Genomic DNA, 26,880 nt, shown 5'->3' on the forward strand with positions numbered 1-26,880 from the left:
CATGCTGGAACTGCTGTTTGGGCCGCTGTTGGTATCCTGGGGGCCATCAATTCTGGCCTACGTCCAGCAACATCCGTGGCGCGTGTTCTCCGTGATATTGGTCGCAGCCTGGTTGATCGATTGGATGGTCAACGACCGGTCGTCTGGTGGCTGCGATGGCGGGCTGGACTTTGGCAGCGGGGACGGGGACGGCGGCGGGGATTGAAACCGGCGCTATTTGTCTTCTGGGTCCGCATTGAGGGCCCGCAGCATCGCGATCCGCGCGAACATCATCCAGCCGCCGCCGGTCTCGGCCGCGTTGATCAGATTTTCCACCGCGACCTGCCAGTGCGCCTCGTGCTGCACTTTCTCCGGCAAGGTCATGACATAGTCGGCGGCCTGCTGCAGTGTCGCGAGCTTACGGCCGCTGCGAAGCGGTATCGGATCATCGAACGGCGTCGACCACGGCATCGCGCGCTAGATGGTGCTATCTATCGCGCTCCTTGCCCGATCATCCGGCCTTCTTGGTGCGGGCGGCGGTACGCACCGGCTTTTCCGCCTTCTTCGGTGCTTCCTTCGCCGTCTCCTTGGCGGCGCGCTTTCCGCTACCGCTGATCGGCAACAGCATCTCGCGCTGGCCGGCGGCGGCCTTCTTCGGCTTCTTGCCCTTGGCCTTGGCGGCGGCAGGGGCGGCCTCTTTCTCGCTGGCGATGCTGCGCTTCAGCGCGTCCATCAGGTTGATGACGTTGCCGCTGGTCTTCGGCGCCGCCTTGGCCTTCGTGCTCAGGCCGTTGCGCTTCTGGTTGATCAGATCGATCAGCGCCTGCTCGTAGCGGTCCTCGAATTGCTCGGGTTCGAATGAGGCGGATTTCTGCTCGACGATATGCTTTGCCAGATCAAGCATATCCTTGGTGATCTTCACGTCCTGGATATCGTCGAAATATTCCGTCTCGTTGCGCACTTCATAGGGATAGCGCAGCAGCGTTCCCATCAGCCCCTTCTCGAGCGGCTCCAGCGCTATGATGTGCTCGCGGTTGGTCAGTACCACGCGGCCGATCGCGACCTTGTCCATGCTGCGGATGGTTTCACGGATCACCGCAAATGCATCGTGGCCAACCTTGCCGTCCGGAACGAGATAATAGGGGCGGATCAGATAGCGGCCGTCGATATCGGATTTCGGAACGAATTCGTCGATCTCGATGGTGCGGGTCGATTCCAGCGCGATGTCGTCTAGCTCATCCTTCGACACTTCAATGTAGGTGTCGGTATCGATCTTGTAGCCCTTCATGATGTCTTCGCTGGCGACTTCCTCGCCGGTCTCGGCGTCGACCTTGGCGTATTTGATGCGGTGGCCGGTCTTGCGGTTGATCTGGTTGAACGAGACCTTCTCGGTGTCCGACGTCGCCGGATAGAGGGCGACAGGACAGGTCACGAGCGACAGGCGCAGAAAACCCTTCCAATTGGCGCGAGGGGCCATGGGCTACTCCGAAAATACGCAACAGACGAACGGGAAGGATACCACCGGATCACCCCGTCTCAAACATGCCGGGCTGCGGAATCTCGGAACGGCGTTAACCCTCGAGGGGCCCGTTCTGAGCCGGACCTGCGACCTTTTTAACACGGCGACCGCGCGACACGGCCCAAATACCCGGAACATCACTTTTGATCATGCGTTGCTTTCACAGCCGGTGTCGGAGCATTCGCTGACATTACAGGCACTTACTCGAAGAGGTCCCCATGGCAACGAAACGACATGGCCAGATCGTCGAAACCCCGACCGAGGCGCGCCAAGCTGAACCCGGTCCGTCCGTGCTTGCACTCCTGACGGTATCGACCGGGCTCGCGATTCTGATCCTTGGCATCGTCTGGTTCATATTCTTCCGCACATAAGGGACTGACCGAGGCTGCGCGACCTGGGTGTTTATCCGCGCGGCTGGGCCGTGGGTCCCGCTTTTCGGGAGCCATTGCCGCAAGCAACCTGCCGGCCCCCTTGGGGCCTCCGATCGGGCATGTTAGGCGTTGGGCCTGCGGTTTGGGGGCGTACCCGGGCCCGCGGAAAGCGTCATGACGAAAAAGTCGCACTGCCCGGTGTACGTCGTTCATGGCCCGTTCACCCCGCTGAGCCTCATCATGAGAACTGATATTGTAGGGCTCACTATTGGAGGCCAGCTTGCGCCTGCTTGTTGTTGAGGACGATCCGGATCTCAACCGTCAGCTTACGACGGCTTTGACGGATGCCGGTTATGTGGTTGATCGCGCGTTCGACGGCGAGGAGGGGCACTATCTGGGCGACAGCGAGCCCTATGACGCCGTCGTGCTCGACATCGGGTTGCCGAAGATGGATGGCATCTCGGTCCTGGAGGCGTGGCGCCGCAACGGCCGCGCCATGCCAGTCCTGATCCTCACCGCGCGCGATCGCTGGAGCGACAAGGTGCAGGGTTTTGATGCTGGCGCCGACGACTATGTCGCAAAGCCGTTTCACCTTGAAGAAGTGCTGGCGCGCATTCGCGCGCTGCTGCGCCGCTCCACCGGCCATGCCCAGTCGGAACTGACCTGCGGCCCGGTCTCGCTGGATACCCGCACCGGGCGGGTCAGCGTCTCGGGCAATCCGGTCAAGATGACCTCGCACGAATACCGGCTGCTGGCCTATCTGATGCATCACACCGGGCGCGTGGTGTCGCGCACCGAACTGGTCGAGCATCTCTACGACCAGGACTTCGACCGCGACTCCAACACCATCGAGGTGTTCGTCGGCCGCATCCGCAAGAAGCTCGACGTCGACATCATCCAGACCGTGCGGGGGCTCGGCTATCTCTTGACGCCGCCGTCGCCTGGCGCCTGATGAGCCTTGCTCTTTTATTCGAGCATGATCTTATCCGAAGGCCGGTCTCCATCCGCAGGATTGGAGGCTGGGGATACGCTTTTCGGGATCTTGTTCTGATGCGCGGAAGTTCGCTCGCCACGCGGTTGTTCCTGTCGGCGACCGCGTGGGTGGTCGTGATCCTGGTCATCACCGGCGTGATCCTGTCGTCGGTCTACCGGAACGCGACCGAGCGCGCCTTCGATCGCCGCCTCAACCTCTACCTCCGCACCCTGATCGCCGAAGTCGCAACGCCGGACGAGCCGCCTGAGCAACAGTTCCAGTCGCTCGGCGAACCGCTGTTCGAACTGCCCTTGTCCGGCTGGTACTGGCAGATCGTCCGGACCGACGAGAAGGCCGAAACAAAGGCCTCGCGTTCGCTGTGGGACAAGAAGCTGCCGAAGCTCGAGGATATCGGTGCGGAGTTGACCCCGGCCGGGATCCGTCTCGGCTACGTCGACGGTCCGGAGGGCCAGGATCTGAGGGTGGTCGAACGGCCGGTCGACCTCGGCGCCGACGGCAAGTTTCTGGTCAGCGTGGCTGGCGACGCATCCGAGATTTTCGACGAAATCCGCGCCTTCGATTATTACCTCGGCGGCACTTTTGCAGCGCTCGGCATCGTGCTGCTCCTGACCACGATCTTCCAGGTCCGCTTCGGGTTGGCCCCGCTCAAGCGCATTTCGGAATCGATCGCCGACATCCGCTCCGGACGCGCCGAACGGCTTGAGGGCCAATTTCCGGTCGAGATCGCGCCGCTGGCGCGCGAGACCAACGCCCTGATCGACGCCAACCGCGAGATCGTCGAACGCGCCCGCACCCATGTCGGCAACCTTGCCCATGCCATCAAGACGCCGCTGTCCGTGATCGTCAACGAGGCCTCCGCCCACACGGTGGATCCCTTTGCGAACAAGGTTTTGGAGCAGGCTTTTGTGATGCGGGATCAGGTCGCGCATCACCTCGAGCGCGCACGCATCGCCGCGCGCGTCACCATCGTCGGCACTGTCACCGAGGTCGCGCCCGCCATCGAGGCGCTGCGGCGGACCATGGAAAAGATCCACCGGGATCGTGGTGTCACGATCGCGGTCAAGGCGGACCCGCAGGCAAAGTTCCGCGGCGAGCGCCAGGATCTTGAGGAGATGGCCGGCAATCTGGTCGACAATGCCTGCAAATGGGCGGCCTCGCAGGTATTCATCGAGGTGCGCGCGGAATTGCCGGTCGTATCAGGCACCGGGCCACGGCTGCGGATCATCGTCGATGACGATGGCCGTGGATTGTCCGCTGCCGAGCGCGCGCAGGTGTCCCGGCGCGGCCAGCGCCTGGACGAATCCAAGCCGGGCTCCGGGCTCGGGCTTTCGATCGTGATCGATCTCGCCGGCCTCTATGGCGGTAGCCTCGTCCTGGGCGACGCCCCGATCGGCGGGCTGCGGGCAGAGCTGGTGTTGCCGGGGATATGAACGTCCTATCGGGCTGAATTGCCTGGGATTGAAGGGGCGCTATCCGGCACGGCCCAGGGCGATTTCGTTATTCCTAAACGGCTTCTTAACGCGCACACTTCTAAAATCGGCGGTGGACGCGCTTTGCCGTCCGCGTGACACAAATATATCCACACCAGGCGAATGAGCCAGACATCGACAGAGCGGCTGAGGGACTATCTCGCCCAGCTCCCGCCTCAATCGCAGGCGCTGCTGATGCGGGAGTTCGAGCGCGCCATCGAGCGCGGGGAAGACCTCGCCGTCGCCAATTTCGTGCTTGAGCAATTGCGCAAGGTCGTGCGCGGGACCGAGGAAGACGACGAGGCGCGTCCGCGGACCGACGACCCGGCGCGGCTGTTGTACGGTCCACTCGAGCCATTTCTCGTCGAGGGCAATTTTCCGGTGCGCGCCGGGCAGATCCGGCGCGCGTCGCTGCTGCCGGTTTGGCAATGGCTGGGCCGCGACGGCGCGCCCGAGGCCGTGCGCGCATTCGAAACGACACTCGGCGAGATCAGGCTGAGCGGCTCCACCGCAGGTCTCGAAGCCGCGACCCGTAAATTCCAGCTCGCTGCAGCCGAGGCGATCGTCAAGATCGCCACTCCGGTGCAGGGAGACGACAGGCATCGCGCGCTCTCGCGCATCGGTCCGCCAAACGTTGTCGAGGATTTATTGTCGATCGGCGCGGTGCTGCGGGCCCGTGAGGCGATGGAGACGCTCGGCAGTCGGCTTCCGGGCCAGATTCGGGCGCTGACGCCCTCCCAGCTCGAGACGGCGACGTCCGCGCTCAACGTGCCCTCGTTGCAGACACCGCAATTGCTGCCGTTCGCGCTGTCGCTGATCATGCAGCGGCTGGTGGCGCCGTGGCAGATCATCCGTCTCGCGGTCAGGATGGCGGCCTCCGACGACGAGATTCGCGTGGCGGCCACGCCCTACGGCATCGCCGTTACGATCGCGCTGCACGATCTCTCGTTTCTCACGGCCTGCCTGCGCACGGACATCAGGCGCGGCCATTTCGACAATGTCGGCGATCAACTGAAAATCCTGCATGATGGCGTGCGGGGCTTGCGCACCGAGCTCGATCTGCGCAACGATTCCGCGTGGGGCCGCCAGCTCACGTCGATCCGCGCCGATATTTCCAATTCGCTGCAGTCGGAGATCGAGAGCGTGCCCGGCCGGGTCCGCCGCATCCTGCGTCAGCGCGCCGACAAGGATATCGCTTCGGCGCCGAAGATCGACGCCGCGGAGGTCGAAGAGATCGCCGCCCTGATCGACTTCGTGGCGGTGTGCCGCACCTATGCCAGCGAACTCGCCATCAACGAGGTCACTCTGCGGACCTATTCCGACCTGCAGCATTACGTCGAGCATTCAACCGAGAGCCTGGTACAGGCGCTGCGCGGCGCCGACACCAGAGCGCGCGCCTACCGGCAGATGCAGGCCAAGGCGGCGATCCGCTTCTGCGAAATCCTGTTCGGCCATGATTATGCGTCGCTGATGAGCCGGGCGGCCGAAAATGCCATGACCGGCGAGCGTAAGACGAGCAAGGCCGGCTAGCGCCGCCTCTGATCTATCGCGTCATGCCTTGCGTCGATCCTTGGCGCCGCGAAGAAATTCGGCGAAGGCCTTCAGCGTCACATCGGAAACATGATGTTCGATGCCCTCGGCATCAGCCTCCGCGGCTTCCTGCGGAACGCCGAGCGCCAGCAAGACGTCGACCACCAGACGGTGACGGGCGCGGACGCGCTTGGCGAGCGTCTCGCCCTTTTCGGTCAGGAACACCCCGCGATAGGGGCGGGCCGTAACCAGGTCTTCGCGCTTCAACCGCGCAATGGTGTCGATCGCCGTCGGGTGCGATACGCCCAGCCTGCGCGCGATGTCGGTCGGGCGCGCCTCGCCGGTCGTGCCAAGCAGATCGGAGATCAATTCGACATAGTCTTCCAGAACCGCGGTCGATCGCGCCGATCGTGCCTTTCCGAACCGGCGCGCCTGCGTTTGTTCCGCGGGCAGCGGCGTCATCGGTTTGGCCCGATTTGTCGAGGGCTTACGCACCACTGCACCTTCCAGGCGAATCCATCCAGACGAGGCGCGACCATGGCGTGCTGCCGACCACATTGCAAGTTGGCGGCTTGTCGCCGATCTGCAACAGGCCGGCGCCTGGCATTTGCGACTCGTTCGCAGCATCTTGACAGTTAACGGCTCAGCATTAACATGTAGCCTTACCTACGTTTTGGTGTTGCGGCTTATCAGGTGGCTGTTGCTGAAGCGCGATCGGTTGGGGATGAATATGCGCGCGAAGCGAATGGCCCTTGCGGGCACATCGGCACTGGCCGTGGTTTGGTTGAGCCACGCCGCGGCGCTAGCGCAAACCGCAGCGCCCGCGTCACCGACGCCCCAGGCCGCGCCGTCTGCCGAACCAGCCGCTCCGGCGCCGCCGGCAGCGGGGCAAGCCCCGGCGGAGCAGGCTCCGTCGCAGACCGCGCCGGCCCCGGCGGCCGGACCGCAAGCCACGCCGAGCGCGCCGGCGGAAATCGACATGCCGCAAGTGACCGTCGAGGGGCGTCAGCCTAAACCCGCGCGGCGGGCCGCGCGCAGCGAGTCCGGTCGGCGTTCGACGACCGTGGCGGCACCGCTGCCGGGCCCAACGCCCGCGCCCGTGCCCACGTCGCCCTTCAATCCGCCATTCGCGCCGCTGTCGACGATCGGGAGCAACCAGATCCAGACCGGCAGCAGCAACGGTGGGTTCGGCAGCCTGTTCACCAATATGCCCGGCGCAACATCGGCGGGGCTTGCCACCGAATCGTCGCGCCCGATCTTGCGTGGCCTGTCGGACGCAAAGGTCCGCATTCAGGAGAACGGCGTCGGTGCGGTCGACGTGTCGGACATCGCGCAGGACCACGCGGTGCCGATCGACCCTCTCGCCATCCAGAAGGTCGACGTCATTCGCGGACCGGGTGCGCTCCGCTTCGGCTCGCAAGCCGTTGGCGGCGTCGTCGATGTCAACAACAACCGGATTCCGACCGCTGCGCCGCTCGGGGGAGTGGCTGCGGAACTGAGGTCGGGTGTGACGAGCGTCAACAAGGGATGGGAGAGCGGCCTGTTGCTGGATGCCGGCGGCCGCAACGCCGCCGTTCACGCTGACATCTACGGGCGCTCCTCCGGCGATTACAGCGTCCCGAGTTACCCGTATCTGGTCCCGCCAATCCCTGCGCCTGCCTTTAACGGCAAGCAGCCGAATTCCGCTTCGCAAAGCGCAGGCGCGGCGGTCGGCGGCTCCTGGCTTTTCGACGGCGGTTATGCCGGCATCGCCGTCTCCCGTTTCACCAGCGACTACTACGTACCCGGTATTGCGACCGCGGAAGCCCGCCAGCACAACGACCTCGAGCAAACCAAGATCAGCTCCAAGGGCGAGTATCGACCGGACGCAAGCGCGCTTGCCGCGATCAGGTACTGGACCGGATATTCGGAGTACCGGCACGACGAGACCGTGCTAGCCACCACCGGCTTCCAGGAGATTACCGCCACCTTCAAGAACCGGCAGACCGAAGGCAAGCTCGAGTTCGAACTTGCGCCGTTCGCCACGCCAATCGGTGCGCTGACCAGCATTTTTGGCGCGCAAGGCGCCTACCAGCAACTCGATACGGCAGGGCAGGCGATCTTGCTTCCGGCCCAGACCAGAACAGCGGCGGCGTACTTTCTCAATGAAGTCAGGCACACGGACACGCTGCGCACGCAATTGGCGGGTCGCATCGAGGGGGTCAATGTCGCGGGAACGGCATTCACTTTCCCGCCGAATTTTCTCCCACCACCGGATGAGCCGGGCAGGGCCGCCGCCAAGCTCGACTTCATGCCGAAGAGCGTCAGCTTCGGCATCATCAAGGATCTTCCATCCTCGCTGGAAGCCAGCCTGACGCTGCAACGGATCGAACGTGCGCCGCGCGCTCTCGAACTGTTCGCCCAAGGTCCCGACGGTTCGGAGAAGACGTTCAAGATCGGCAACCCGAACCTCGGAATCGAAACCGCGCAGACCGCGGAAATCGGCTTGAAACGTACGGATGGCGATTTCAGGTTCGCCGCGAATGCCTACTACACGTCGTACGACAAGTTCATTTTCTCGCGCGCCACCGGCATCTTTTGTCAGGAAACGTTTGCTTCATGCGGCGCCGGCACCGATTACATCCAGGTCAACTACGATCAGCGTGACGCGACTTTCCGCGGCGGCGAACTGGCGTGGCAGTGGGACGCCGCGCAACTTGGCAATGGCACCCTTGGCCTCGATGGCCAATATGATGTGGTGCGGGCGACCTTCACTGACGGCAGCAACGTGCCGCGCATTCCTCCGATGCGACTAGGCGGCGGCGTCTACTGGCGCAACGACAATTGGTTCGCGCGCGTCGGCGTGTTGCACGCGTTTGCGCAGAACGACATTCCGCAATTCGACACGCCGACCGCCGGATATGATTTGGTGAAAGTACAACTCGAGCACCGGAAATTCTGGAAGGATTCGCCGTGGGGCGCGGTTGAGGTCGCGACCGGGGTAGTTGGCGACAATCTGCTCAACGCCAACATTCGCAACTCCGTTCAATTCCACAAGGACGAGATCCTGCAGCCGGGTCGTGGCTTCAAGCTGTTTCTCAACGTCAAATACGGGGTCGACCGGCCAAGCGGCCCGCCCGGCACCTGGATCGGCACGGCGAGACGGCCGGCCGGCAATGGCTACTACAAGAGCCCCGCGCTCGAAGCGGCGGCCTGGAACTGGGCGGGCATCTACGCCGGCGGCAATGTTGGATATTTGAGGGGTGAGGGCGGTACCAACGCTGCGTTCAACGACGTTGCAACCGGTGCCTCGCTTGCCGGAGCCCGCCTGTCGTCCACGCACGACACCGCCAGTATTGGCGGACAGGCTGGCTACAACTGGACGTCGGGCCGGATGCTGGCAGGCATTGAAGGCGATTTCGAATACCGCAATCAGCGCGGAAGCAGCGCCACCGCTTGCCCCGGCAACATCTGCAACCCGGCGCTCGCTCCGCTCGACGCCACCGTGACGGCGAGTCTGGACTATCGCTTGGGGTGGGTGGCCTCGGTTCGCGGCCGCGTCGGAACGCTTGTGACGCCGGACCTGCTTGCCTACGCCACCGCGGGCGTTCCGTTCGGCAAGATAACGACGTCAACGGCTATTGCAGGTTTCGACGACGCGGGCGTCGCAACCACCGCGTCTCTGGATCGGCACTTGTATCGGTTCGGCTGGACTGTCGGCGCCGGTTTCGAGACGCGGCTGGCAGGCAACTGGACCGCAAAGCTCGAATATCTCCACATGGATTTCGGCTCGGTGCGTTCGACGCCGCCTGTGGCGGTCAATACGGCGGTTGCGTTTGACGCCAACACGCGGGTGACCAGTGATGGTGTCAGGATCGGGATGAACTACAGATTTGGCAGCGGCGCGACCGTCGTGGATTAACGCATCGAACTGATGTTGTGATCAGACGGTCGGATGCCGCTTGCTATCTGCCCTATTTGACCGTGAAGCGGATCGGCTGCCTCACGACAACGAATTCGCCGGGAAACATTGCGGGCGGCGAAGGGAAGGGCTGCGCGCGCTTGAGGAGCGCGAGCGCTTCCTCGTCAAGGGCGCCGGATCCCGAACTTTGAGTTACACGCGCGCTGACAACCATTCCCTTGCGATCAAGCGTAAACGACACCTGCGCCGTCCCTTGCTCGCGCCGCGACCGCGCTGCTTCCGGATACCGCTTGTTCTTTTCAACCAAAGCAAGGACCTGGGTTCGCCATGTCACGACGGCCTCCGAATTCTTGTCATTCGGCACACCCTGGGTCGGCGCAACGGCGACCGGTGCGATCCGTTCGTTGATCGCGGGTGGTGCTGATGTCGTGGCGGCCGCCGCCTGCTGCTGCGTCACGTCAGGCTGCGGCTTGCTCTGCAAAGCAGCCGCGTCCGGATTGGCAGCGGGCGGCAACTCGGGCGTTTCATCGGGCGGCGTTTCATCGGACTTCGCCACCGGCTGCGCCTCCGACATCACCTGCTCCGGGCCGGGCGCAATGTCGGTCGGCGTCGTCGCTGGTGCTGCGGCCAACGGTGCTAGGTCGACCACGATCGCGCCCGAAGGTTCGGCAGCCACCGTGTCATCCACATCGCGCCAGGTGGCGAGCGTGGCAGTCAATCCGGCATAGACGCACAGCACCGCGAGGCTGCTGAACATCCATCGTCGAAGGTCAGAACGATCTTCGGCCGCAAGCTGCATCATGGCGATGAGGCTTGCTCCATTCCGACCAGGGCTACCTTGAGGTAGCCGGCGGCCCGCAACATGTTCATGACCTGCATCACCTCGCCATAGGGGACGAGCTTGTCGGCGCGCAGGAAAATGCGGGTGTCCTTCTGGCCGCTGGTGCTTGCATCGAGCGCGCCGGGCAGTGCGCTCCGCTCCACGGTATCGTTCCCGACGGAAAGCGACAGGTCCGGCTTCACCGTCAGATAGACCGGCTTGTCCGGCCGCGGCTGCGGCTGCGCGTTCGACGCCGGAAGATCGACGGCGATATCGACGGTCGCAAGCGGGGCAGCAACCATGAAGATGATAAGCAGAACGAGGATGACGTCGATGAACGGCGTCACGTTGATCTCATGGACTTCGGCGAGATCGCCGTTGCCTTGGTTCAGGCTGGCGGCCATGGCTGCTACTCCGCCGCTGCGAGGTGCCGCCGCACCAGCATGGTGCCGCTATCGAGGTCGCGGCCGACCAGTCGCGTAATCTCTGCGGATCCGTCCCCGAGCAGCGCCCGGTAGGAAGCGATCTGGCGTGCAAAGAGATTGTAGATCATGACGGCGGGAATCGCCGCCACCAGCCCGAGCGCCGTCGCCAGCAGTGCCTCGGCAATTCCAGGCGCGACCACGGCGAGGTTGGTGGTTTGCGACTTCGATATTCCGATGAAGCTGTTCATGATTCCCCAGACCGTGCCGAACAGTCCGACGAAGGGGCCGGTCGATCCGATGGTCGCAAGCACGCCGGTGCCTAGTCCGATGCGCCGGCTTGCCGCCGCCTCGATCTGCTGCAGCCGGGAGGCGATCCTTGCCTTGATCCCCTCCTTGTCCATTCGATCGGTGCTCAATCTCAATTCTGCCAGGGCACCCTCGAGCAACTGGGCAACTGCGCCCTCGGGGACCTGCCGCACGGCGTCTTCCACGTTCCGGACGTCGGCGAGCTCGCGCAGGGCGTGCCGGGCGTTCCGTCGCGCCTTGATCAGCTCGATCGTCTTTGCGAGCCATACCGTCCAGGTGACCGCGGTCGCAAAGGCCAGACCGATCATCACCGCTTTGACGACGACGTCGGCCTGCATGAACATGCCCCAGGGGCTGAGATCGCGAGGCAGCGCTGCAGCCGCGATCACCGTCCTTTCCGTTGCGTCCTGGGCGGCGGTCGGAAATGACAGCAACAGCAGCGGAAGTGACAGAAGCAGAACGCTGCGGCGAAGTTTCAGGTCAACTGGAATTTTGACAGGGGTGGAGGGAACAGCGCCACGTCGAAGTGCTTTCCAGGATCGCATCAATCTGCCTCTGCACGCAATTAATGTCTCAGCCCCATTGTGTAGCATCGCCTACGTCTTGGTGCAAACGCTATGGGCCGAGGTATGAGGTCTCGACGGTGCATGCAGGATCCGCTGCAATTTCCCGTTGATGGATTTGCGAGCCGCGGTCCGGCGGAGAAGCCAGGGCGAACTGCGCCGAGGAACTCCGGATCGCTGGCTGTGGCAAGCCGGTCTCCCGGCTTTTCTGCCGCAATTGTCAATTGCCGGGCTTGCCGCCGGTGGTGTAAAGCGGCGCATCGGCGCTGGCTTGGGAAGGCGCCGTTCCGCCCCCGGGAACTACTTGATGACGCTGTGGTTTGTGTTCGCGCTGATGACGGTCGCGGCGATTTTTGCCGTGCTCTGGCCATTGAGCCGCGGCTCGTCTGTGCAGGCCGGCGGCAGCGAGGCGGTCGTCTACAAGGATCAGCTCGCCGAGATCGACCGCGATGTCGCAGCCGGGTTGATCGGCCTGTCCGAAGCCGAGGCGGCGCGTGTCGAAATCGGCCGCCGCCTGCTCGCCGCAGCGGACGGGGAGCGCAACCTGCCGGCGCGCGCCAATCTTGGCCTGCGCCGTGCCTCGGCTGTCGTAGCGCTGGTGGGTTTGCCGATCGCGGCAGTGACGTTCTACCTCGCGCTTGGATCGCCGCGTCTCGGCGACTTCCCGCTCGCCTCGCGCAGCCGTATGGCGGACGCCAGCCAGCCGCTCGAAAACATGGTGGCGCAGGTCGAAGCGCATCTGGAGAAGAATCCGACCGATGGTCGCGGCTGGACCGTGCTGGCGCCCGTGCTGGCGCGGCTCGGTCGGTTCGATGACTCGATCCGGGCCTACCGCAACGCGATTCAACACGCCGGCGACAGCGCCGAACGCCGCTCCGATCTCGGTGAGGCGCTGGTTGGCAGCGCGGGCGGCGTCGTCACGGCGGAGGCCAAGGGCGAATTCGAGCGCGCGGTCGCGCAAGACGCCGACGATCCCAAGGCCAGCTATTTCCTCGGGCTCGCTGCCGAACAGGACGGCCGGAAGGCCGATGCTGCGGCGATTTGGCGGGCGATGCTGTCAAAGGCGCCGGCCGACGCGCCGTGGCGGGCGTTGATCGAGGCGGCGCTGACCCGGGTCGGCGCCCCCGCCGCGCCGGCGCTCTCCGATGATGCGATGGCCGCGGCCAGGGACATGAACGAGGCGGACCGCGGGACGATGGTCCGCGGCATGGTCGATCGGCTGGCGGCGCGGCTGAAGCAGGACGGCAGCGATGTCGAGGGTTGGTTGCGGCTGGTGCGAGCCTATATGGTGATGGGCGAACGCGACAAGGCGACGAGCGCGCGCACCGAAGCGCGCCAGGCGGTCGCGGGCGATGCCGAACGCTTGCGCCAGCTCAATGAAGGTCTGAAGAATCTCGGGCTTGATGGATAGAGCCGGATGGCGGAACCCAAAGACGAAGGCAGGGGATATTGATGACGCGCAAGCAGCGGCGTTTGACCATGATCGGCGGTTCGCTCGCGGTGCTTGCGGTTGCGGCGGCGCTGGTGCTGAACGCGATGCGCGATTCCATCGTGTTCTTTTCCACGCCGACCATGGCGGCGGAAAAGCATATCCCGCCCGGCAAGCGGTTCCGCCTCGGCGGCCTGGTGCAGCCGGGCTCGCTGGTGCGCGGCGACAACCTTGCCGTGAACTTCAGCATCGCCGACGGCAGCGCCACGCTGCCCGTCGCCTATAAGGGAATGTTGCCGGACCTGTTCCGCGAAGGGCAGGGCGTCGTCGCCGAGGGCGCGCTCGATGCGTCAGGCGTGTTCAAGGCCGATACCGTGCTGGCCAAGCATGACGAGACCTATATGCCCAGGGACGTCGCCGACGCCCTGAAGAAGCAGGGGCACTGGAAGGACGACTACGGCGCGAAGCCCGGCGCCACGGCCGCATCTGCGCCGGTGCAGGGGACCGCGAAGTGATCGCGGAAGCGGGGCATTACGCGCTGGTGCTGGCGCTCGCACTTGCGCTGATCCAGTCCACGGTTCCGATGCTGGGCGCGCGCTGGGGCGATCCTGCGCTGATGAACGTCGGTCGCTCCACGGCGCTGGCGCAATTGCTGTTCGTGGCGGCCTCGTTCACGGCCCTGGTGATGCTGCACGTCAACTCGGATTTTTCCGTCGTCAACGTGTTCGAGAATTCGCACTCGATGAAGCCGTTGCTCTACAAGACCACCGGCGTGTGGGGCAATCACGAAGGATCGATGCTGCTGTGGGTGTCGATCCTGGCGCTGTTCGGCGGCCTGGTTGCCGCCTTCGGCATCAATTTGCCGCTGTCGCTGCGCGCCCATGTGCTGGCCGTGCAGGGCTGGATCGCGGCTGCGTTCTATCTGTTCATCCTGGTCACGTCGAACCCGTTCCTGCGCATCGCAAGCCCGCCGATCGAGGGCCGTGACCTCAATCCGGTGCTGCAGGACATTGGGCTGGCCGTGCATCCGCCGATGCTCTATCTCGGCTATGTCGGATTTTCGATCTCGTTCTCGTTCGCGATCGCCGCCTTGATCGAAGGCCGGATCGACGCGGCCTGGGCGCGCTGGGTGCGGCCGTGGACGCTCGTGGCGTGGATCTTCCTCACGCTCGGCATCGCCATGGGTTCTTACTGGGCCTATTACGAGCTGGGCTGGGGCGGCTGGTGGTTCTGGGATCCGGTCGAGAATGCTTCGCTGATGCCCTGGCTCGCCGGCACCGCGCTGCTGCATTCCGCCGTCGTGATGGAAAAGCGCAACGCGCTGAAGGTCTGGACGATCCTGCTGTCGATCCTGACGTTTTCGCTGTCGCTGCTTGGCACCTTCCTGGTGCGCTCGGGCGTGCTGACCTCGGTGCACGCGTTCGCGACCGATCCCTCGCGCGGCGTGTTCATCCTGCTGATCCTGTGCCTGTTCATCGGCGGCAGTCTTACGCTGTATGCCTGGCGCGCCTCGGCGCTGAAGCAGGGCGGGCTGTTCGCGCCGGTCTCGCGCGAGGGCGCGCTGGTGCTCAACAATCTCTTTCTCACCTCCGCCTGCGCCACCGTGTTCATCGGAACGCTGTATCCGCTGGCGCTGGAAGTGCTGACCGGCGACAAGATTTCGGTCGGCGCACCGTTTTTCAACCTGACCTTTGGGCCGCTGTTCGTGCCGCTCCTGGTCGCCATGCCGTTTGCGCCGCTGCTGGCCTGGAAGCGCGGCGATCTCCTCGGCGCAGCGCAGCGGCTGACCGCGGCCGGCATCGCGGCGCTGGTCGCGATTGCGGTGCTGTTTGCATGGACCCATGGCGGAGCCACGCTCGCCCCGCTGGCGATTGGGCTCGCGATATTCGTGATTGGCGGCGCCTTGAGTGATCTTGCCGAACGCGTGGCGCTGTTCCGCGTCCCCTTGGCCACCGCGATGGCCCGTGCGCGTGGGCTACCGCGCGCGACCTGGGGCACGGCGTTCGCGCATGCCGGCATTGGCGTCGCGCTGATCGGCATCGTCTGCGAGACCACCTGGAATAGCGAATATATCGGCACGATGAAGCCGCGCGATGTCGCAAGCGTCGCCGGCTATCAGTTGAAGCTCGACGAGATCACGCAACGGCAGGGACCGAACTTCCGTGAGATGATCGCGCAGTTCACGGTTGCACTCGACGGCGAAACGCTCCAGGTGATGATGCCATCGAAGCGCAACTTCACCACGCGGAGCTCGTCGACGACCGAGGCCGCGCTGCTGACCCGCGGCGCCAGCCAGCTCTACGTATCGCTCGGCGACACCAATGCGGAGGGCGCCATCGCGGTGCGCATCTATCACAAGCCGCTGGTGCTCCTGATCTGGTGGGGCCCTGTCCTGATGGCGTTCGGCGGTCTGCTGTCGCTCTCGGACCGCCGCCTGCGCGTCGGCGCGCCCAAGCCGGCCAAGGCCGCCCGCGCGCTGCAGCCGGCGGAGTAGGGCCTTGAAGCGCCTCATTGCAGCATGTGTGCTGGTTGTCGCCGCGACGCTCTGCGGGCCGGCTCACGCCGTGCAGCCCGACGAGATCATGGCCGATCCGGCAAAGGAGGCGCGAGCTCGCGACCTGTCGCGCGAGCTGCGCTGCATGGTGTGCCAGAACCAGTCGATCGACGATTCCGACGCCCCGCTGGCGCGCGACCTGCGCCTGTTGGTGCGCGAGCGGATCGCCTCCGGCGACAGCGACAGCCAGGTGATCGATTTTCTGGTCGCGCGCTATGGCGAGTTCGTGCTGCTGAAGCCGCGCTTCACGCCGCATACGCTGCTGCTCTGGCTGCTGCCGCCGCTCGCGTTGGCCGGAGGCGGGCTGGCGCTCTGGTTCTACAGCCGCCGCCGTTCGAATGCCGGCAGCGCGACCGATCCTTCGCTGTTGCATCTGACGGAAGAGGAAGAGGCGAGGCTGGAGCGCTTGCTCGCAGCCGATGCGCCGGACAAGAAGCCTTAAGCCCACCGTTGCAAGCGGGCAGGCTTCAGCTATGACTTCCCTGTCAAAATAAACGTAACGAGGGAGAAACCGGACATGGCCTTTTCACTCTACGACGCCAGCGTGGCGAACTATCTGCAGACCCTTGGCGCGGTCAGCGGTTTCCTCGACCGCGGCCTCGTTCATTTCCGCGAAAAGAACATCGATCCGGATAGCATGGTCGAGGCGCGTCTGGCGCCCGACATGCTGCCGCTGCGTTTCCAGATCATCTCCGTCGCGCAGCATTCGCGTGGCGCTATCGAGGGCGTGCAAAGCGGAGAGTTTCGTCCGCCCGCGTCCAGCACGCCGTACGATTATGCGGGATTGCAGGGATTGGTCGCGCAAACCCGCGAGGCTCTGGAGGGCTGGACTCCGGAGGCAGTCAACGCGCTCGGCGGCCGCGACGTCGTCTTTCACATCGGTGATCACAAGCTGCCCTTCACCGCAGAGGGCTTCCTGATGTCGTTCTCGCTGCCGAATTTCTATTTCCACGCCACCACCGCCTACGACATCCTGCGCACCAACGGCGTGCCGCTCGGCAAAAGGGATTTCATGGGGCGGCTGAAGATGAAGAAGTGAGCGCGGCACCCGCCGGCTGCGGAAAATTCAGTTGATGCAATTCAGCTCCGCAGGATGTTCCAGCCCGCCCAGGCGAGAATGCCGATATTGAGATACATCGTGGCCGCCATGCCGAACGCCCGATAGAGCGGGTGGATCCGGTAGCCGATCCAGAATGCAAATCGGGCAACGATGAAGACAATTGTGGCCGCTGCAATGACCTTGATCTGGCTCGGCGGTAGACTGACGCTCAGAGCCAATGTGCCGATCACGAACAGCACATATTGCTGCAGCGTGTTGTCGAGCACACGTCCGTTGACCAGCGTCGCCTGATCCTCCTTGTGCAGTGTCGGATCGATCGCTTCGCTGAGGAAGCGGTTGTTGGCAACTGTGATAGTGCCGACCATCAGCGGAATCGCGGCAAGGGCGTTTGCCTTCAGGGCGTAGGCAAGCCGACTGGCGACATCGGCCAGGGCCGAGGTATCCGCCCAGATCAGCGAGATACCGGCGATTGCAGCCACCATGGTCAGCGCGCCGCTGGCGGCGCCGATCGCAACGGTTTTCTGTTCATGGGTCATGGGGCGTCTCCACTATCGATAGCCGCACGAAATCGGACCGGCGTGAAGCGCAGCGCTGTCCGGCATCCGGGCCGAGATCGCGGCAGACATCTGCAGCACGACGAACAGGCCATGCAGCGCCGTGGTGACGTAACCGACCAGCAGCATGTCGGACACAATGAAGAGCTGCCAGAATATCAGATTGGCGGTCCCCAGCAGAACATGAATGGCTGCAGCCGCGAGGTGCCAGCCGCGCGCTGGCTGAGCGCGCCACATCAGGATGCCCATGATGAAGGCTAGGCCGTGCGCCTCGATAAAGCCAAGTCCGGCATAGGGCGCCTCGGCCACAACACGCGCGACCGGCCCAAGGCCGAAGAAGATTCCGCGCACGTCGCTTGCAAAGCCGCCCGCGGACGCTGCGAGGAGAAACGTTGCATTGGCGCTCAGGATGATGTGTCGGATGGCGATAGTCATTGGAGACCTCCGTTGTGACGGTGCGTATGAGATGAAGACCTGAGGTGAATTGGCAGGGAGGACACCGGTTTTCTGTCAATCTGCACGGCGCAGGTCACAGCAGCACCACGCCTTGAATCAGATAGACGGTGGATACCGCGCCGATCACGTAGCGCGACCAGGTCCGGAATCGTGTCTCGCTGATCGCCTCGATCACGAACCGGGAAAGGTATCCTCCGGTGATCGCAAGCGGAATCGCCGCGATGACGGCGATCGGCGACAGGGTCTCGCCGCCGGCAAGCAGGTGGCCGAAATAGGCGGCCTTCAGGAAGTGTCCGATCACTTGCGCTGCGGCCTTGGTGGCGATCAGTTGCCGGCTGTTGAGCGGCGAGCGCACGAAGAACACGTCGAGGATGGGACCGGAAACCCCGGCCAGGAGCTGCAGCACGGTGCACAGGGCGCCGCAGCCGTGACCATGGCTGGGCTTTCCAATGTCGGGCGCGAGTCGGCCGGGAAGCAGAAGTCCCAGGAAGGGGCTCACGCCAACGATAATTAGGGCTATCGCCTTGCTCGCCTCAAGCGCCATGGCGCCGACCGCGGCTGCTGCGACGACGGCGCCGGCGGCATAATGGGCAACGATCCGCCAATCGATATGCGCGCGCCATTGCCAGGCCCGCCAGCCATTCGAGGCCACCTGCACCAGGCCGTGCAAAATCATGGCCGGCGCAAGAGGCATGAAAATCAGCAAAATTCCCATCAGTATCATACCACCGGCCATCCCGAAGATGCCGGAGATGAAGGAGGTCGATACGATGGCGGCGGCGAATCCCGCCGCGAGCGGGAGGCTGAGCATGGGCGTCGTCCGGTTGAATCCGATGCCGTTCAATGCGCGTTTGACAGGAGCTTCGCAAACGCGTTTAGTTCAGCCATAGGCTAAGGAAAAGTTAGTCTAAGGGTTGGCTTCCCATGCGCCGTCTGCCTTCGCTGAATGGCTTGCGTGCCTTCGAGGCCGCGGCGCGCCATGGAAGCTTCGTGGGTGCGAGCCAGGAACTGAATGTCACCCAAGCGGCGGTGAGCCGCATGGTGCGGTTGCTCGAGGCCCGGCTCGGTCTCGAGCTGTTCCAGCGGCTTCCCAACGGCCTTGCGCTCACCGCGCAAGCAAAGGCGCTGCAACCGAGCCTCACTGCGGCGTTCGATTCGATCGCTGCCAGCGTCGAGCAGGTTGCAGCGATGCGGACCACGCCGGTCTTGACGATCGGCGTCGGACCTTCCTTCGCGGTGCGCTGGATGATTCCGCGCCTTGCGAGCTTTTACGGCACGCATCCCGACATCGAGGTGCGGCTCGCGACCGGTGGCGCGATCAATCCCTTCAAGGACGACTGGACCTGCGGAATCCTGCTCGGCAATGGCGATTGGCCCGGACTGGCGGCCGAGCCGTTGTTTTCGGCTGACCTCTTTCCCGTATGCACCGCCGCGACGGCACGGCGGCTTGGCAAGCCGTCGGATCTGGCCAACGAGAACTTGCTGCAGGTCGTGCATTCGCCGGAAGACTGGCCGTTATGGCTGGCCGCAGCGGGTGTCAAACTGCGCCGCAAAGCGCTCGGCCCAAGCTTTGCCAATTACGGAATGGCCTTGCAGGCTGCGCTCGATGGCGTCGGGGTTGCCATCGGCTTGCGACCGTATGTGGAAGATGACCTCGCGATGAGGCGCCTGGTTGCGCCATTTGCGATTTCTGTTCCCAAGGGACAGGCTTGGTACCTGGTGTATCGTCCGTTCCGCGAAACCGATCCGGGTCTCATCGCCTTTCGCGACTGGTTGCGAAGAAGCTTCCAGGCGTCGTCTTAACCGGCTGATTTACCTGCGATATTCTGCCGCATCCACAAGTCCCCGCATTACCAAAGTTTAATTCCCTAGCCAGCGCGCGGTAAGGCGGCAGGCCCCATCTTCCGATGTGACAGGTGCCAACCCCCGCACCGTAGAAGAATGAAAAATTCACGCTCTGGAGATTTTACAGACATGACCGAACGTCCCGTCGATCTTTCCTCGCTACCGTCAAACGGCGCAGCCCGCCGTTCGCTGTTCTCCGCCCGCAAATTCGCGCTGATGGCCTCCGTCGTCGCCGGCCTTGGCGCTGCCGTGTATGGCTTCTCGCCGCAGCAGGGCCCGGCTGATATCTTTGCCAGCGCGGCGCAAGCGCAGGTCAATACAGAGGTTCGCAAGGTCGAGCGGCCGATCGGTTTCGCCGACATTGTCGAGCGCGTGAAACCGTCGGTGATTTCGGTCAAGATCAACATCGCCGACAAGAGTTCCAAGGACGACAGCGCCAACAAGGACGAGGACTCGCCGTTCCCGCCGGGCTCGCCGATGGAGCGCTTCTTCCGCCGCTTCGGCGGTCCGGATGGCTTGCCGCCCGGCCTGCGTGGCGGACCACGTGGCCCCCGTGGCCCGGTCACGGGTCAGGGTTCCGGCTTCTTCATCTCGCCTGACGGCTATGCCGTGACCAACAACCACGTGGTTGACGGCGCCGACAAGGTCGAAATCACCATGGAAGACGGCAAGACCTACACCGCGAAGGTGATCGGCACCGATCAGCGCACTGATCTGGCGCTGATCAAGGTCGAGGGCCGCTCCGATTTCCCGTTCGCCAAGCTGTCCGATAGCAAGCCGCGGATCGGCGACTGGGTGCTCGCGGTCGGCAACCCGTTCGGCCTCGGCGGCACTGTGACCGCCGGCATCGTCTCGGCCTCCGGCCGCGACATCGGCAACGGTCCGTACGACGATTTCATCCAGATCGATGCGCCCGTGAACAAGGGCAATTCCGGCGGTCCGGCGTTCGACACCAATGGCGAGGTGATGGGCGTCAACACCGCGATCTACTCGCCGTCCGGCGGCAGCGTCGGCATCGCGTTCTCGATCCCTGCCTCGACGGTGAAGTCGGTAGTCGCCCAGCTCAAGGACAAGGGCTCGGTCAGCCGCGGGTGGATCGGCGTCCAGATCCAGCCGGTGACCTCCGAAATCGCCGACAGTCTCGGCATGAAGAAGGCCCAAGGCGCGCTGGTGGCGGAACCGCAGCAGAATGGTCCGGCAGCCAAGGCCGGCATCCAGTCCGGTGACGTCATCACCGCCGTCAATGGCGAGCCGGTCAAGGATGCCAGGGAACTCGCCCGCACCATCGGCGGTCTCGCACCCGGCACCGCGGTCAAGCTCAACGTGCTGCAAAAGGGCCAGGACAAGGTCGTCAACCTCACGCTCGGCCAGTTGCCGAACACGGTCGAGACCAAGGCCGACATCGGCAAGGAAGACAAGGGCGGCGCAACCAAGGGAACTGACGTGCCGAAGCTCGGCCTGACGGTTGCGCCCGCCAACAGCGTGGCCGGCGCCGGCAGGGAGGGCGTCGTGGTTACCGAGGTGGACCCGAAGAGTGCGGCGGCCGAGCGCGGCTTCAAGGAAGGCGACGTCATTCTCGAGGTCGCCGGCAAGACCGTCGGCAGCCCGAGCGAAGTCCGTGAGGCAATCGACGCCGCGCGTACCGAGAACAAGAACAGCGTTCTCATGCGCGTGAAGAGCGGCGGTTCGTCGCGCTTCGTCGCGGTGCCGCTGGCGAAGGGCTAAACGAGGACTAGATACCAGATGGAGGGTCACGCCGGCATTCGTCGCCCCCGCCGACGTCTCCTTCCGGGGAGCGGGTCCAAAACTCGCTCCCTCTGGCAACCTTCCTTCGGAATACGCCCCCCTCCGTCGGAAGGGCCTAAGGGCGGTGAGGTCCCCCAGCCTCATCGCCCGCTCTTTTCACTTGATTGCGATACTGCGCGGTCGCCTTGCATGTGCAGGGCGGCCGCGCCATGGTGAGAGGAACCAAATCCTGTGAGCGCTCCCGCAGCAATCCCCACACCCGTCACTCAGATGCGCCTGTTGATCATCGAAGACGACCGCGAGTCCGCCGACTATCTGGTCAAGGCGTTCCGTGAAGTCGGCTATGTCGCCGATCTCGCCAGCGATGGCGAGGAGGGACTATCGATGGCCGAGAGCGGCGATTACGACGTGCTGGTGGTCGACCGCATGTTGCCCAAGCGCGACGGACTGTCGGTGATCGGGAGCTTGCGCGACAAGGGCATTCGCACGCCGGTTCTGATCCTCTCCGCGCTCGGCCAGGTCGACGACCGCATCAAGGGCCTGCGCGCCGGCGGCGACGACTATCTGCCAAAGCCCTATTCATTCGCCGAATTGCAGGCCCGCGTCGAAGTGCTGTCGCGCCGCAATGTCGGCCCGGCCGAGGAGACCACCTACCGCGTCGGCGATCTCGAGCTCGACCGTCTTTCTCATCGTGTCGCCCGCGGCAAGGACGAACTGACGCTGCAGCCGCGCGAGTTTCGCCTGCTCGAATATCTGATGAAGCATGCCGGCCAGGTGGTGACCCGCACCATGCTTCTCGAAAACGTCTGGGATTACCATTTCGATCCGCAGACCAATGTCATCGACGTGCACATTTCGCGGCTGCGCTCCAAGATCGACAAGGGCTTTGATCGGCCCTTGCTGCACACGATCCGCGGCGCCGGATACATGATCCGTGACGGCCTTCGGTAAACTGGTCCGCACGACGGCGTTTCGGCTGACGCTGGTCTATCTGTTTTTGTTCGCGCTGTTTGCGGCGTCGCTGCTCGGCTATTTCGCCTGGAATACGCGGCGGCTGATCAACGAGCAGATCACCGCCACGGTGAATGCCGAAACCGCGGAGATTACCGACATCTACACGCGTCGCGGCCTGCGCGGCCTCGTCTTCACGCTCGGCAATCGGGCGCTGCGGCCGGGCGCCAACCTCTATCTCGTCACCACGCCGGAGGGAAAAGCGATCGGCGGCAATGTCGGCGCGCTGGCGCCGGGTGTGATGGCCTCAACCGGCTGGTCGGAGACCGGCTATCGCCGGCTCGACGAGCAGGACACCGCGGATCACCGCGCGCTGGTGCGCGTCACCGAACTCACCAACGGTTTTCGTCTCTTGGTCGGCCGCGACCTGGAGGAGCGCCGCCGGCTGTTCGGCATCGTCGCCAACGCCGCGCAATGGTCGCTGCTGGTCGTCATCGTGCTCGGCATCGGCGGTGGCATCTTCGTGGCGCGGCGGGTGCTGCAGCGGATCGATGCCATGACCGGCACCACAAGGCGCATCATGGCGGGCGATCTCTCGGGGCGGCTGCCAGTCGGGCGCTCCGGCGACGAGCTCGATCGTCTCGCGGAAAACCTCAACGCCATGTTGGAGCGCATCGAGACCCTGATGATGGGGCTGAAGGAAGTCTCCGACAACATTGCCCATGACCTCAAGACGCCGCTAACGCGCTTGCGCAACCGCGCCGAGGAGGCGCTGGCGAGTTCGGGCAGCGAGGCCGAATACCGCGCAGCGCTGGAGCGGACCATCGAGGAATCCGACGGCCTGATCCGCACTTTCAACGCGCTGTTGATGATCGCGCGCGCCGAGTCCGGGCAGGCGCGCGGCAACATGGATGATTTCGACGCGGCCGACGTCGCCAAGGGCATCCACGAATTGTATGAGCCGCTGGCCGAGGACGACGGCATGACGCTCCGCGTCAGAACCGCGACCGCGCGGCTGCATGGCAACCGCGAACTGATCAGCCAGGCGCTTGCCAATCTGGTCGAGAACGCCATCAAGTACGGCAAGCCCTCGCCGGTGGTGCAGCCGCTGGACCCTGCCGCCGCGGCGCGCACCCGGGAGATCCTGATCGAGGCGCGGCGCGAAGGCGACCACGTGCTGCTCAGCGTCACCGATCATGGACCGGGCATTCCCGAAGGCGATCGCAAGCACGCGGTCGAGCGATTCGTGCGGCTTGAGGCGAGCCGCACGCTGCCGGGTTCCGGCCTCGGGCTCAGCCTGGCGTCCGCAGTGGCGACCTTGCATGGTGGCGAACTCAGGCTCGGCGATTCCCGGCCCGGCCTGACCGCGACGCTGGTAGTCCCGGCGCTATCTGCCGCGGCCAACAGACTTGCGGCTCAAACGCAGGATGTGCCACAGAAGGTGGCATGAATTCCTCCGCCTTGGCCGCGCGGTTCGTCAGCGGGCCGCATGTCGCAGCCAGCAGTAACGCCGAACAACGCCTGGGAGACTGGCTCGCCGAACTGGAGCCGGAGCAATCGGCTGAGATCATGGCGTGGCTGGATCGCCCGCTCGCCAGGACCATCCTGCTTGGCATCGCCGAGTTCTCGCCATACCTGTTCGACTTGATCCGGACTGACGCCGCTCGGCTGCTGCGTTTGCTGGCATGCGACCCGGAACCACATCTCACCTCGCTGATCGAGAAAGGCACGCGCGACGTACTCGCGGCCGCGGGCGAGGCCGACGTGATGCATCTGCTTCGCCGCATGAAGTCGGAAGCCGCGTTGTTGATCGCGCTGTGCGATATCGGAGGGGTCTGGCCGGTGATGCGGGTGACGGCGGCGCTGACCGATCTTGCAACCGTGTCCGTGCAGACGGCGCTGCGCTTCCTGCTACGTCAGGAGGTCACGCGCGGCCGCATGACGGCGCTCAATCATGACCGGCCGGAGGAGGACAGCGGATTGATCGTGCTCGCGATGGGCAAGATGGGCGCGGGCGAATTGAACTACTCCAGCGACATCGACCTAATCGTGTTTTTCGATCCCACCCGCACCTCGCTGGTCGCAGACATCGAGCCGGCGCCGTTCTTCGTGCGGGTGACGCAGGCGCTCGCCCGCCTGCTGCAGCAACGCTCCGGCGAGGGTTACGTGTTCCGCGTCGATCTGCGCCTGCGGCCCGATCCAGCCTCGACGCAGGTGGCGATTTCGACCGAGGCGGCGCTGCACTATTACGAGCGGGAAGGTCGGACCTGGGAACGCGCCGCGATGATCAAGGCGCGTGTTTGCGCCGGCGACGCCAAAGCGGGCGAGGCGCTGATCGCGGAACTGTCGCCGTTCGTCTGGCGCAAGCATCTGGATTTTGCCGCGCTCGCCGACGTCCACGACATGAAGCGGCAGATGCAGACCTATCGCGGCCAGAGCGAGATCGCGGTCGAAGGTCATAACGTCAAGGTCGGCCGCGGCGGCATCCGTGAGATCGAGTTCTTCGCACAAACGCAGCAGCTCATTGCCGGCGGTCGCCATCCGGAACTGCGGGTGCGCCCCACGCTCCATGCGTTGCAGGTGCTGGCGACCAGCAACTGGATCAGCTTTCAGGCCCACGACGAGTTGACCGCGGCCTATGAGTTCCTGCGCCGCGTCGAGCACCGACTGCAGATGATCGCGGACGAGCAGACCCATGCACTGCCCGAAGATGCCGAGGCTGTGGAGCGTTTTGCGAACTTCTTCGGCTATGAGAGCCGGGCGGCCTTTGCGAAGGACTTGCTCGGCCATCTCAACGTCGTGCAGGGGCATTACGGCAAGCTGTTCGAGGGCGATCCGACCGGCACGGTGAAGCTGCCGCAGCTCAATTATGCCGGCGGGCCTGAGGATGCGCGTCTGCTCGATCACCTGACGATGCTCGGCTTCAAGAAGCCCGTCGCGGTGGCTGGCACCCTGCAGCACTGGATGCAGGGCAACTATCGCGCGCTCCGCAACGAGGCGACCAAGGCTGCCTTCATCGAATTCGTGCCCGGCCTGATCCTCGGTCTCGCGCATGCCGAAGATCCCGACGACGCCGTGACCACGTTCGATCGTTTTCTCGGCGCATTGCAGCGCGGCGGCCGGCTGATTTCACTGTTGAGCCAGAACCGCGACCTGGTCGCGCTGGTGGCCTTGATCCTCGGCGCGGCGCCGAGGCTCGGCGACATGCTGGCGCGCCAGCCGCAGATCATGGACGGCTTGATCGATCCTCGTTTCTTCGGCGCGATGCCGGACCGGAAGGAATTGTCGGCGCGGCTGGCGGCGACGCTGAAGGACGCGGACTCTTACGAAGACTTCCTCGATCGCCTGCGGCTGTTCGGGCAGGAGAGCCTGTTTTTGATCGGCACGCGGATCCTGTCCGGCACGGTTTCCGCCCAGCACGCTGGCGTCGCCTTTGCCGACGTCGCCGAAGGCATTGTGCACACCGTGCATGGCCTGGTGAGAGACCAGTTCGCGACCCAGTACGGCCGCATCAAGGGACAGGAGACCGCGATCCTCGCGATGGGCCGGCTCGGCAGCCGCGAGATGACGGCATCTTCCGATCTCGACCTGATCCTGTTGTATGATTTCGACACGGACAATCCCGATTCCGACGGCGAGCGATCGCTGCACGGCGCGCAATATTTTACGCGGCTGACCCAGCGGCTGATCTCAGCGTTCACGACGCGGACCAATTACGGCGTACTCTATGAAGTCGATATGCGGCTTCGGCCGTCGGGCCGCGCCGGGCCGCTGGCGTCGCGGATCGATTCCTTTTCCGATTATCAGGAACGCGAAGCCTGGACCTGGGAGCACATGGCGCTGACGCGGGCGCGAGTGATCTCGGCTTCGCCGGCGTTTCGGAAGGAGATCGAGGACGCGATCCGCAGTGTGCTGACGCGGCCGCGCGATGCGGCCTCGACCGCCGGCGACGTCGCGGACATGCGCCGGGCGATTGCGCTGGAGAAGGGCGAGGACGACATCTGGAACCTCAAGCAGGCCGCCGGCGGCCTGGTCGACATCGATTTCATCGCGCAGTATTTGCAGCTCGTTCACGCCTCGGAAAAGCCCGAGATCCTCAGCGTTTCCACGCTGCAGGTGCTTGACAACGCCGCACGCCTTGGCGTGCTGGCGCCATCCGACGCCGAGATTTTGCGTTCGGCGGCGCGGCTCTATCACGACCTGACGCAGATCCTCAGGCTTTGCGTCACCGGCAAATTCAAGCCGGAGACGTCGGGAGAGAACCTTTTGCGCGTCATGGCGCGCGCCGGCGACACGCCGGATTTCTCGACGCTGGAAGCGCGCCTGTGCGAGACGCAAGGCGAGGTACGGCGGGTGTTTCAGGCGCTTGTCGGCGGCGGTTGACGTTTCCGTTCGATTTGCGTTGCGA

The 26,880-nt window shown here is 64.4% G+C and carries 25 protein-coding genes; 16 read left to right on the top strand and 9 right to left on the bottom strand.

What is annotated here, in order from left to right; all coding sequences use genetic code 11:
- Window position 1 precedes the first annotated feature (1 nt).
- Window positions 2-205, top strand: a complete 204-nt coding sequence (locus V1273_RS12255; RefSeq protein ID WP_334409751.1) for a hypothetical protein — start codon at window positions 2-4, stop codon at window positions 203-205.
- Window positions 206-213: 8 nt separating this feature from the next.
- On the opposite strand, the gene V1273_RS12260 is transcribed toward V1273_RS12255, so the two are convergent.
- Both V1273_RS12260 and ku read right to left on the bottom strand, forming a co-directional pair.
- Window positions 214-450 (bottom strand): hypothetical protein, encoded by a 237-nt coding sequence (locus V1273_RS12260; protein ID WP_334409752.1) that lies wholly within the window; start codon window positions 448-450, stop codon window positions 214-216.
- 40 nt (window positions 451-490) lie between these two features.
- On the bottom strand, window positions 491-1,456 hold the full coding sequence (ku, locus tag V1273_RS12265) for a non-homologous end joining protein Ku (protein WP_334382931.1): 966 nt from the start codon (window positions 1,454-1,456) through the stop codon (window positions 491-493).
- Between the two features lie 260 nt (window positions 1,457-1,716).
- Between ku and V1273_RS12270 the strand changes: the two genes are divergently transcribed.
- The 4 genes from V1273_RS12270 to V1273_RS12285 all read left to right on the top strand — a co-directional run bounded on the left by V1273_RS12270 (window position 1,717) and on the right by V1273_RS12285 (window position 5,862).
- The gene (locus V1273_RS12270; protein WP_176722012.1) at window positions 1,717-1,869 is read left to right on the top strand and encodes a hypothetical protein; all 153 of its coding nucleotides are present in this window, start codon (window positions 1,717-1,719) and stop codon (window positions 1,867-1,869) included.
- 280 nt (window positions 1,870-2,149) lie between these two features.
- Window positions 2,150-2,821: a response regulator transcription factor gene (locus tag V1273_RS12275; RefSeq protein WP_028348898.1), complete on the top strand. Its 672-nt coding sequence runs from the start codon at window positions 2,150-2,152 to the stop codon at window positions 2,819-2,821.
- Window positions 2,822-2,919: 98 nt separating this feature from the next.
- Window positions 2,920-4,293 carry an ATP-binding protein gene (locus tag V1273_RS12280; RefSeq protein WP_334409753.1) on the top strand — a complete coding sequence of 458 codons (1,374 nt, stop codon included), beginning with the start codon at window positions 2,920-2,922 and terminating at the stop codon, window positions 4,291-4,293.
- Between the two features lie 162 nt (window positions 4,294-4,455).
- On the top strand, window positions 4,456-5,862 hold the full coding sequence (locus tag V1273_RS12285) for a hypothetical protein (RefSeq protein ID WP_334409754.1): 1,407 nt from the start codon (window positions 4,456-4,458) through the stop codon (window positions 5,860-5,862).
- Between the two features lie 21 nt (window positions 5,863-5,883).
- Here V1273_RS12285 and mntR read toward each other — a convergent pair whose 3' ends face one another.
- Complete coding sequence (mntR, locus tag V1273_RS12290) at window positions 5,884-6,372, bottom strand: manganese-binding transcriptional regulator MntR (RefSeq protein ID WP_442893818.1); 489 nt, start codon at window positions 6,370-6,372, stop codon at window positions 5,884-5,886.
- Window positions 6,373-6,841: 469 nt separating this feature from the next.
- Between mntR and V1273_RS12295 the strand changes: the two genes are divergently transcribed.
- The gene (locus V1273_RS12295) at window positions 6,842-9,763 is read left to right on the top strand and encodes a TonB-dependent receptor domain-containing protein (protein WP_334409756.1); all 2,922 of its coding nucleotides are present in this window, start codon (window positions 6,842-6,844) and stop codon (window positions 9,761-9,763) included.
- A 52-nt stretch (window positions 9,764-9,815) separates the two neighbouring features.
- Here V1273_RS12295 and V1273_RS12300 read toward each other — a convergent pair whose 3' ends face one another.
- From V1273_RS12300 to exbB, 3 genes are read right to left on the bottom strand one after another with little or no spacing between them, the layout of a single operon-like run.
- A complete protein-coding gene (locus V1273_RS12300) occupies window positions 9,816-10,520 on the bottom strand; it encodes an energy transducer TonB (RefSeq protein ID WP_334409757.1) in 705 nt (234 codons plus the stop codon).
- Window positions 10,521-10,561: 41 nt separating this feature from the next.
- Entirely contained in the window at window positions 10,562-10,987 is a 426-nt protein-coding gene (gene exbD, locus V1273_RS12305) for a TonB system transport protein ExbD (protein WP_334367934.1), read from the bottom strand.
- A 5-nt stretch (window positions 10,988-10,992) separates the two neighbouring features.
- On the bottom strand, window positions 10,993-11,859 hold the full coding sequence (exbB, locus tag V1273_RS12310) for a tonB-system energizer ExbB (protein ID WP_442894083.1): 867 nt from the start codon (window positions 11,857-11,859) through the stop codon (window positions 10,993-10,995).
- 325 nt (window positions 11,860-12,184) lie between these two features.
- Between exbB and ccmI the strand changes: the two genes are divergently transcribed.
- The 5 genes from ccmI (at window position 12,185) to V1273_RS12335 (ending at window position 16,899) form a co-directional block, all read left to right on the top strand.
- Complete coding sequence (gene ccmI, locus V1273_RS12315) at window positions 12,185-13,288, top strand: c-type cytochrome biogenesis protein CcmI (RefSeq protein WP_334409759.1); 1,104 nt, start codon at window positions 12,185-12,187, stop codon at window positions 13,286-13,288.
- Window positions 13,289-13,329: 41 nt separating this feature from the next.
- Window positions 13,330-13,821 (top strand): cytochrome c maturation protein CcmE, encoded by a 492-nt coding sequence (gene ccmE / locus V1273_RS12320; RefSeq protein ID WP_057848143.1) that lies wholly within the window; start codon window positions 13,330-13,332, stop codon window positions 13,819-13,821.
- The gene (locus tag V1273_RS12325) at window positions 13,818-15,800 is read left to right on the top strand and encodes a heme lyase CcmF/NrfE family subunit (RefSeq protein ID WP_334409760.1); all 1,983 of its coding nucleotides are present in this window, start codon (window positions 13,818-13,820) and stop codon (window positions 15,798-15,800) included. Before ccmE ends, V1273_RS12325 begins: the two co-directional genes overlap by 4 nt.
- 4 nt (window positions 15,801-15,804) lie before the next feature.
- Complete coding sequence (locus tag V1273_RS12330) at window positions 15,805-16,302, top strand: cytochrome c-type biogenesis protein (RefSeq protein ID WP_334409761.1); 498 nt, start codon at window positions 15,805-15,807, stop codon at window positions 16,300-16,302.
- A gap of 75 nt (window positions 16,303-16,377) precedes the next feature.
- Window positions 16,378-16,899 carry a DUF1993 domain-containing protein gene (locus V1273_RS12335; RefSeq protein WP_334409762.1) on the top strand — a complete coding sequence of 174 codons (522 nt, stop codon included), beginning with the start codon at window positions 16,378-16,380 and terminating at the stop codon, window positions 16,897-16,899.
- A gap of 41 nt (window positions 16,900-16,940) precedes the next feature.
- Here the strand turns inward: V1273_RS12335 and V1273_RS12340 are convergent, their stop codons facing one another.
- The 3 genes from V1273_RS12340 to V1273_RS12350 form a co-directional block, all read right to left on the bottom strand.
- The gene (locus tag V1273_RS12340; protein WP_334367939.1) at window positions 16,941-17,456 is read right to left on the bottom strand and encodes an MAPEG family protein; all 516 of its coding nucleotides are present in this window, start codon (window positions 17,454-17,456) and stop codon (window positions 16,941-16,943) included.
- Between the two features lie 12 nt (window positions 17,457-17,468).
- A complete protein-coding gene (locus tag V1273_RS12345) occupies window positions 17,469-17,909 on the bottom strand; it encodes a hypothetical protein (protein WP_334409763.1) in 441 nt (146 codons plus the stop codon).
- 94 nt (window positions 17,910-18,003) lie between these two features.
- The gene (locus tag V1273_RS12350; RefSeq protein ID WP_334409764.1) at window positions 18,004-18,741 is read right to left on the bottom strand and encodes a TSUP family transporter; all 738 of its coding nucleotides are present in this window, start codon (window positions 18,739-18,741) and stop codon (window positions 18,004-18,006) included.
- Window positions 18,742-18,854: 113 nt separating this feature from the next.
- Here V1273_RS12350 and V1273_RS12355 point away from each other — a divergent pair, with 113 nt between their 5' ends.
- The 5 genes from V1273_RS12355 (at window position 18,855) to V1273_RS12375 (ending at window position 26,855) form a co-directional block, all read left to right on the top strand.
- On the top strand, window positions 18,855-19,733 hold the full coding sequence (locus V1273_RS12355; protein WP_334367942.1) for a LysR substrate-binding domain-containing protein: 879 nt from the start codon (window positions 18,855-18,857) through the stop codon (window positions 19,731-19,733).
- A gap of 171 nt (window positions 19,734-19,904) precedes the next feature.
- Window positions 19,905-21,500, top strand: coding sequence for a Do family serine endopeptidase (locus tag V1273_RS12360; RefSeq protein ID WP_334367943.1), 1,596 nt, complete (start codon window positions 19,905-19,907; stop codon window positions 21,498-21,500).
- Between the two features lie 291 nt (window positions 21,501-21,791).
- Complete coding sequence (locus tag V1273_RS12365) at window positions 21,792-22,472, top strand: response regulator transcription factor (protein WP_028348885.1); 681 nt, start codon at window positions 21,792-21,794, stop codon at window positions 22,470-22,472.
- The gene (locus V1273_RS12370) at window positions 22,456-23,922 is read left to right on the top strand and encodes a sensor histidine kinase (RefSeq protein ID WP_334409765.1); all 1,467 of its coding nucleotides are present in this window, start codon (window positions 22,456-22,458) and stop codon (window positions 23,920-23,922) included. Before V1273_RS12365 ends, V1273_RS12370 begins: the two co-directional genes overlap by 17 nt.
- A complete protein-coding gene (locus tag V1273_RS12375) occupies window positions 23,919-26,855 on the top strand; it encodes a bifunctional [glutamine synthetase] adenylyltransferase/[glutamine synthetase]-adenylyl-L-tyrosine phosphorylase (protein ID WP_334409766.1) in 2,937 nt (978 codons plus the stop codon). The genes V1273_RS12370 and V1273_RS12375 overlap by 4 nt, the downstream gene beginning before the upstream one ends.
- Window positions 26,856-26,880 lie beyond the last annotated feature (25 nt).

Source organism: Bradyrhizobium sp. AZCC 1721 (assembly GCF_036924715.1).
Lineage (GTDB): Bacteria > Pseudomonadota > Alphaproteobacteria > Rhizobiales > Xanthobacteraceae > Bradyrhizobium.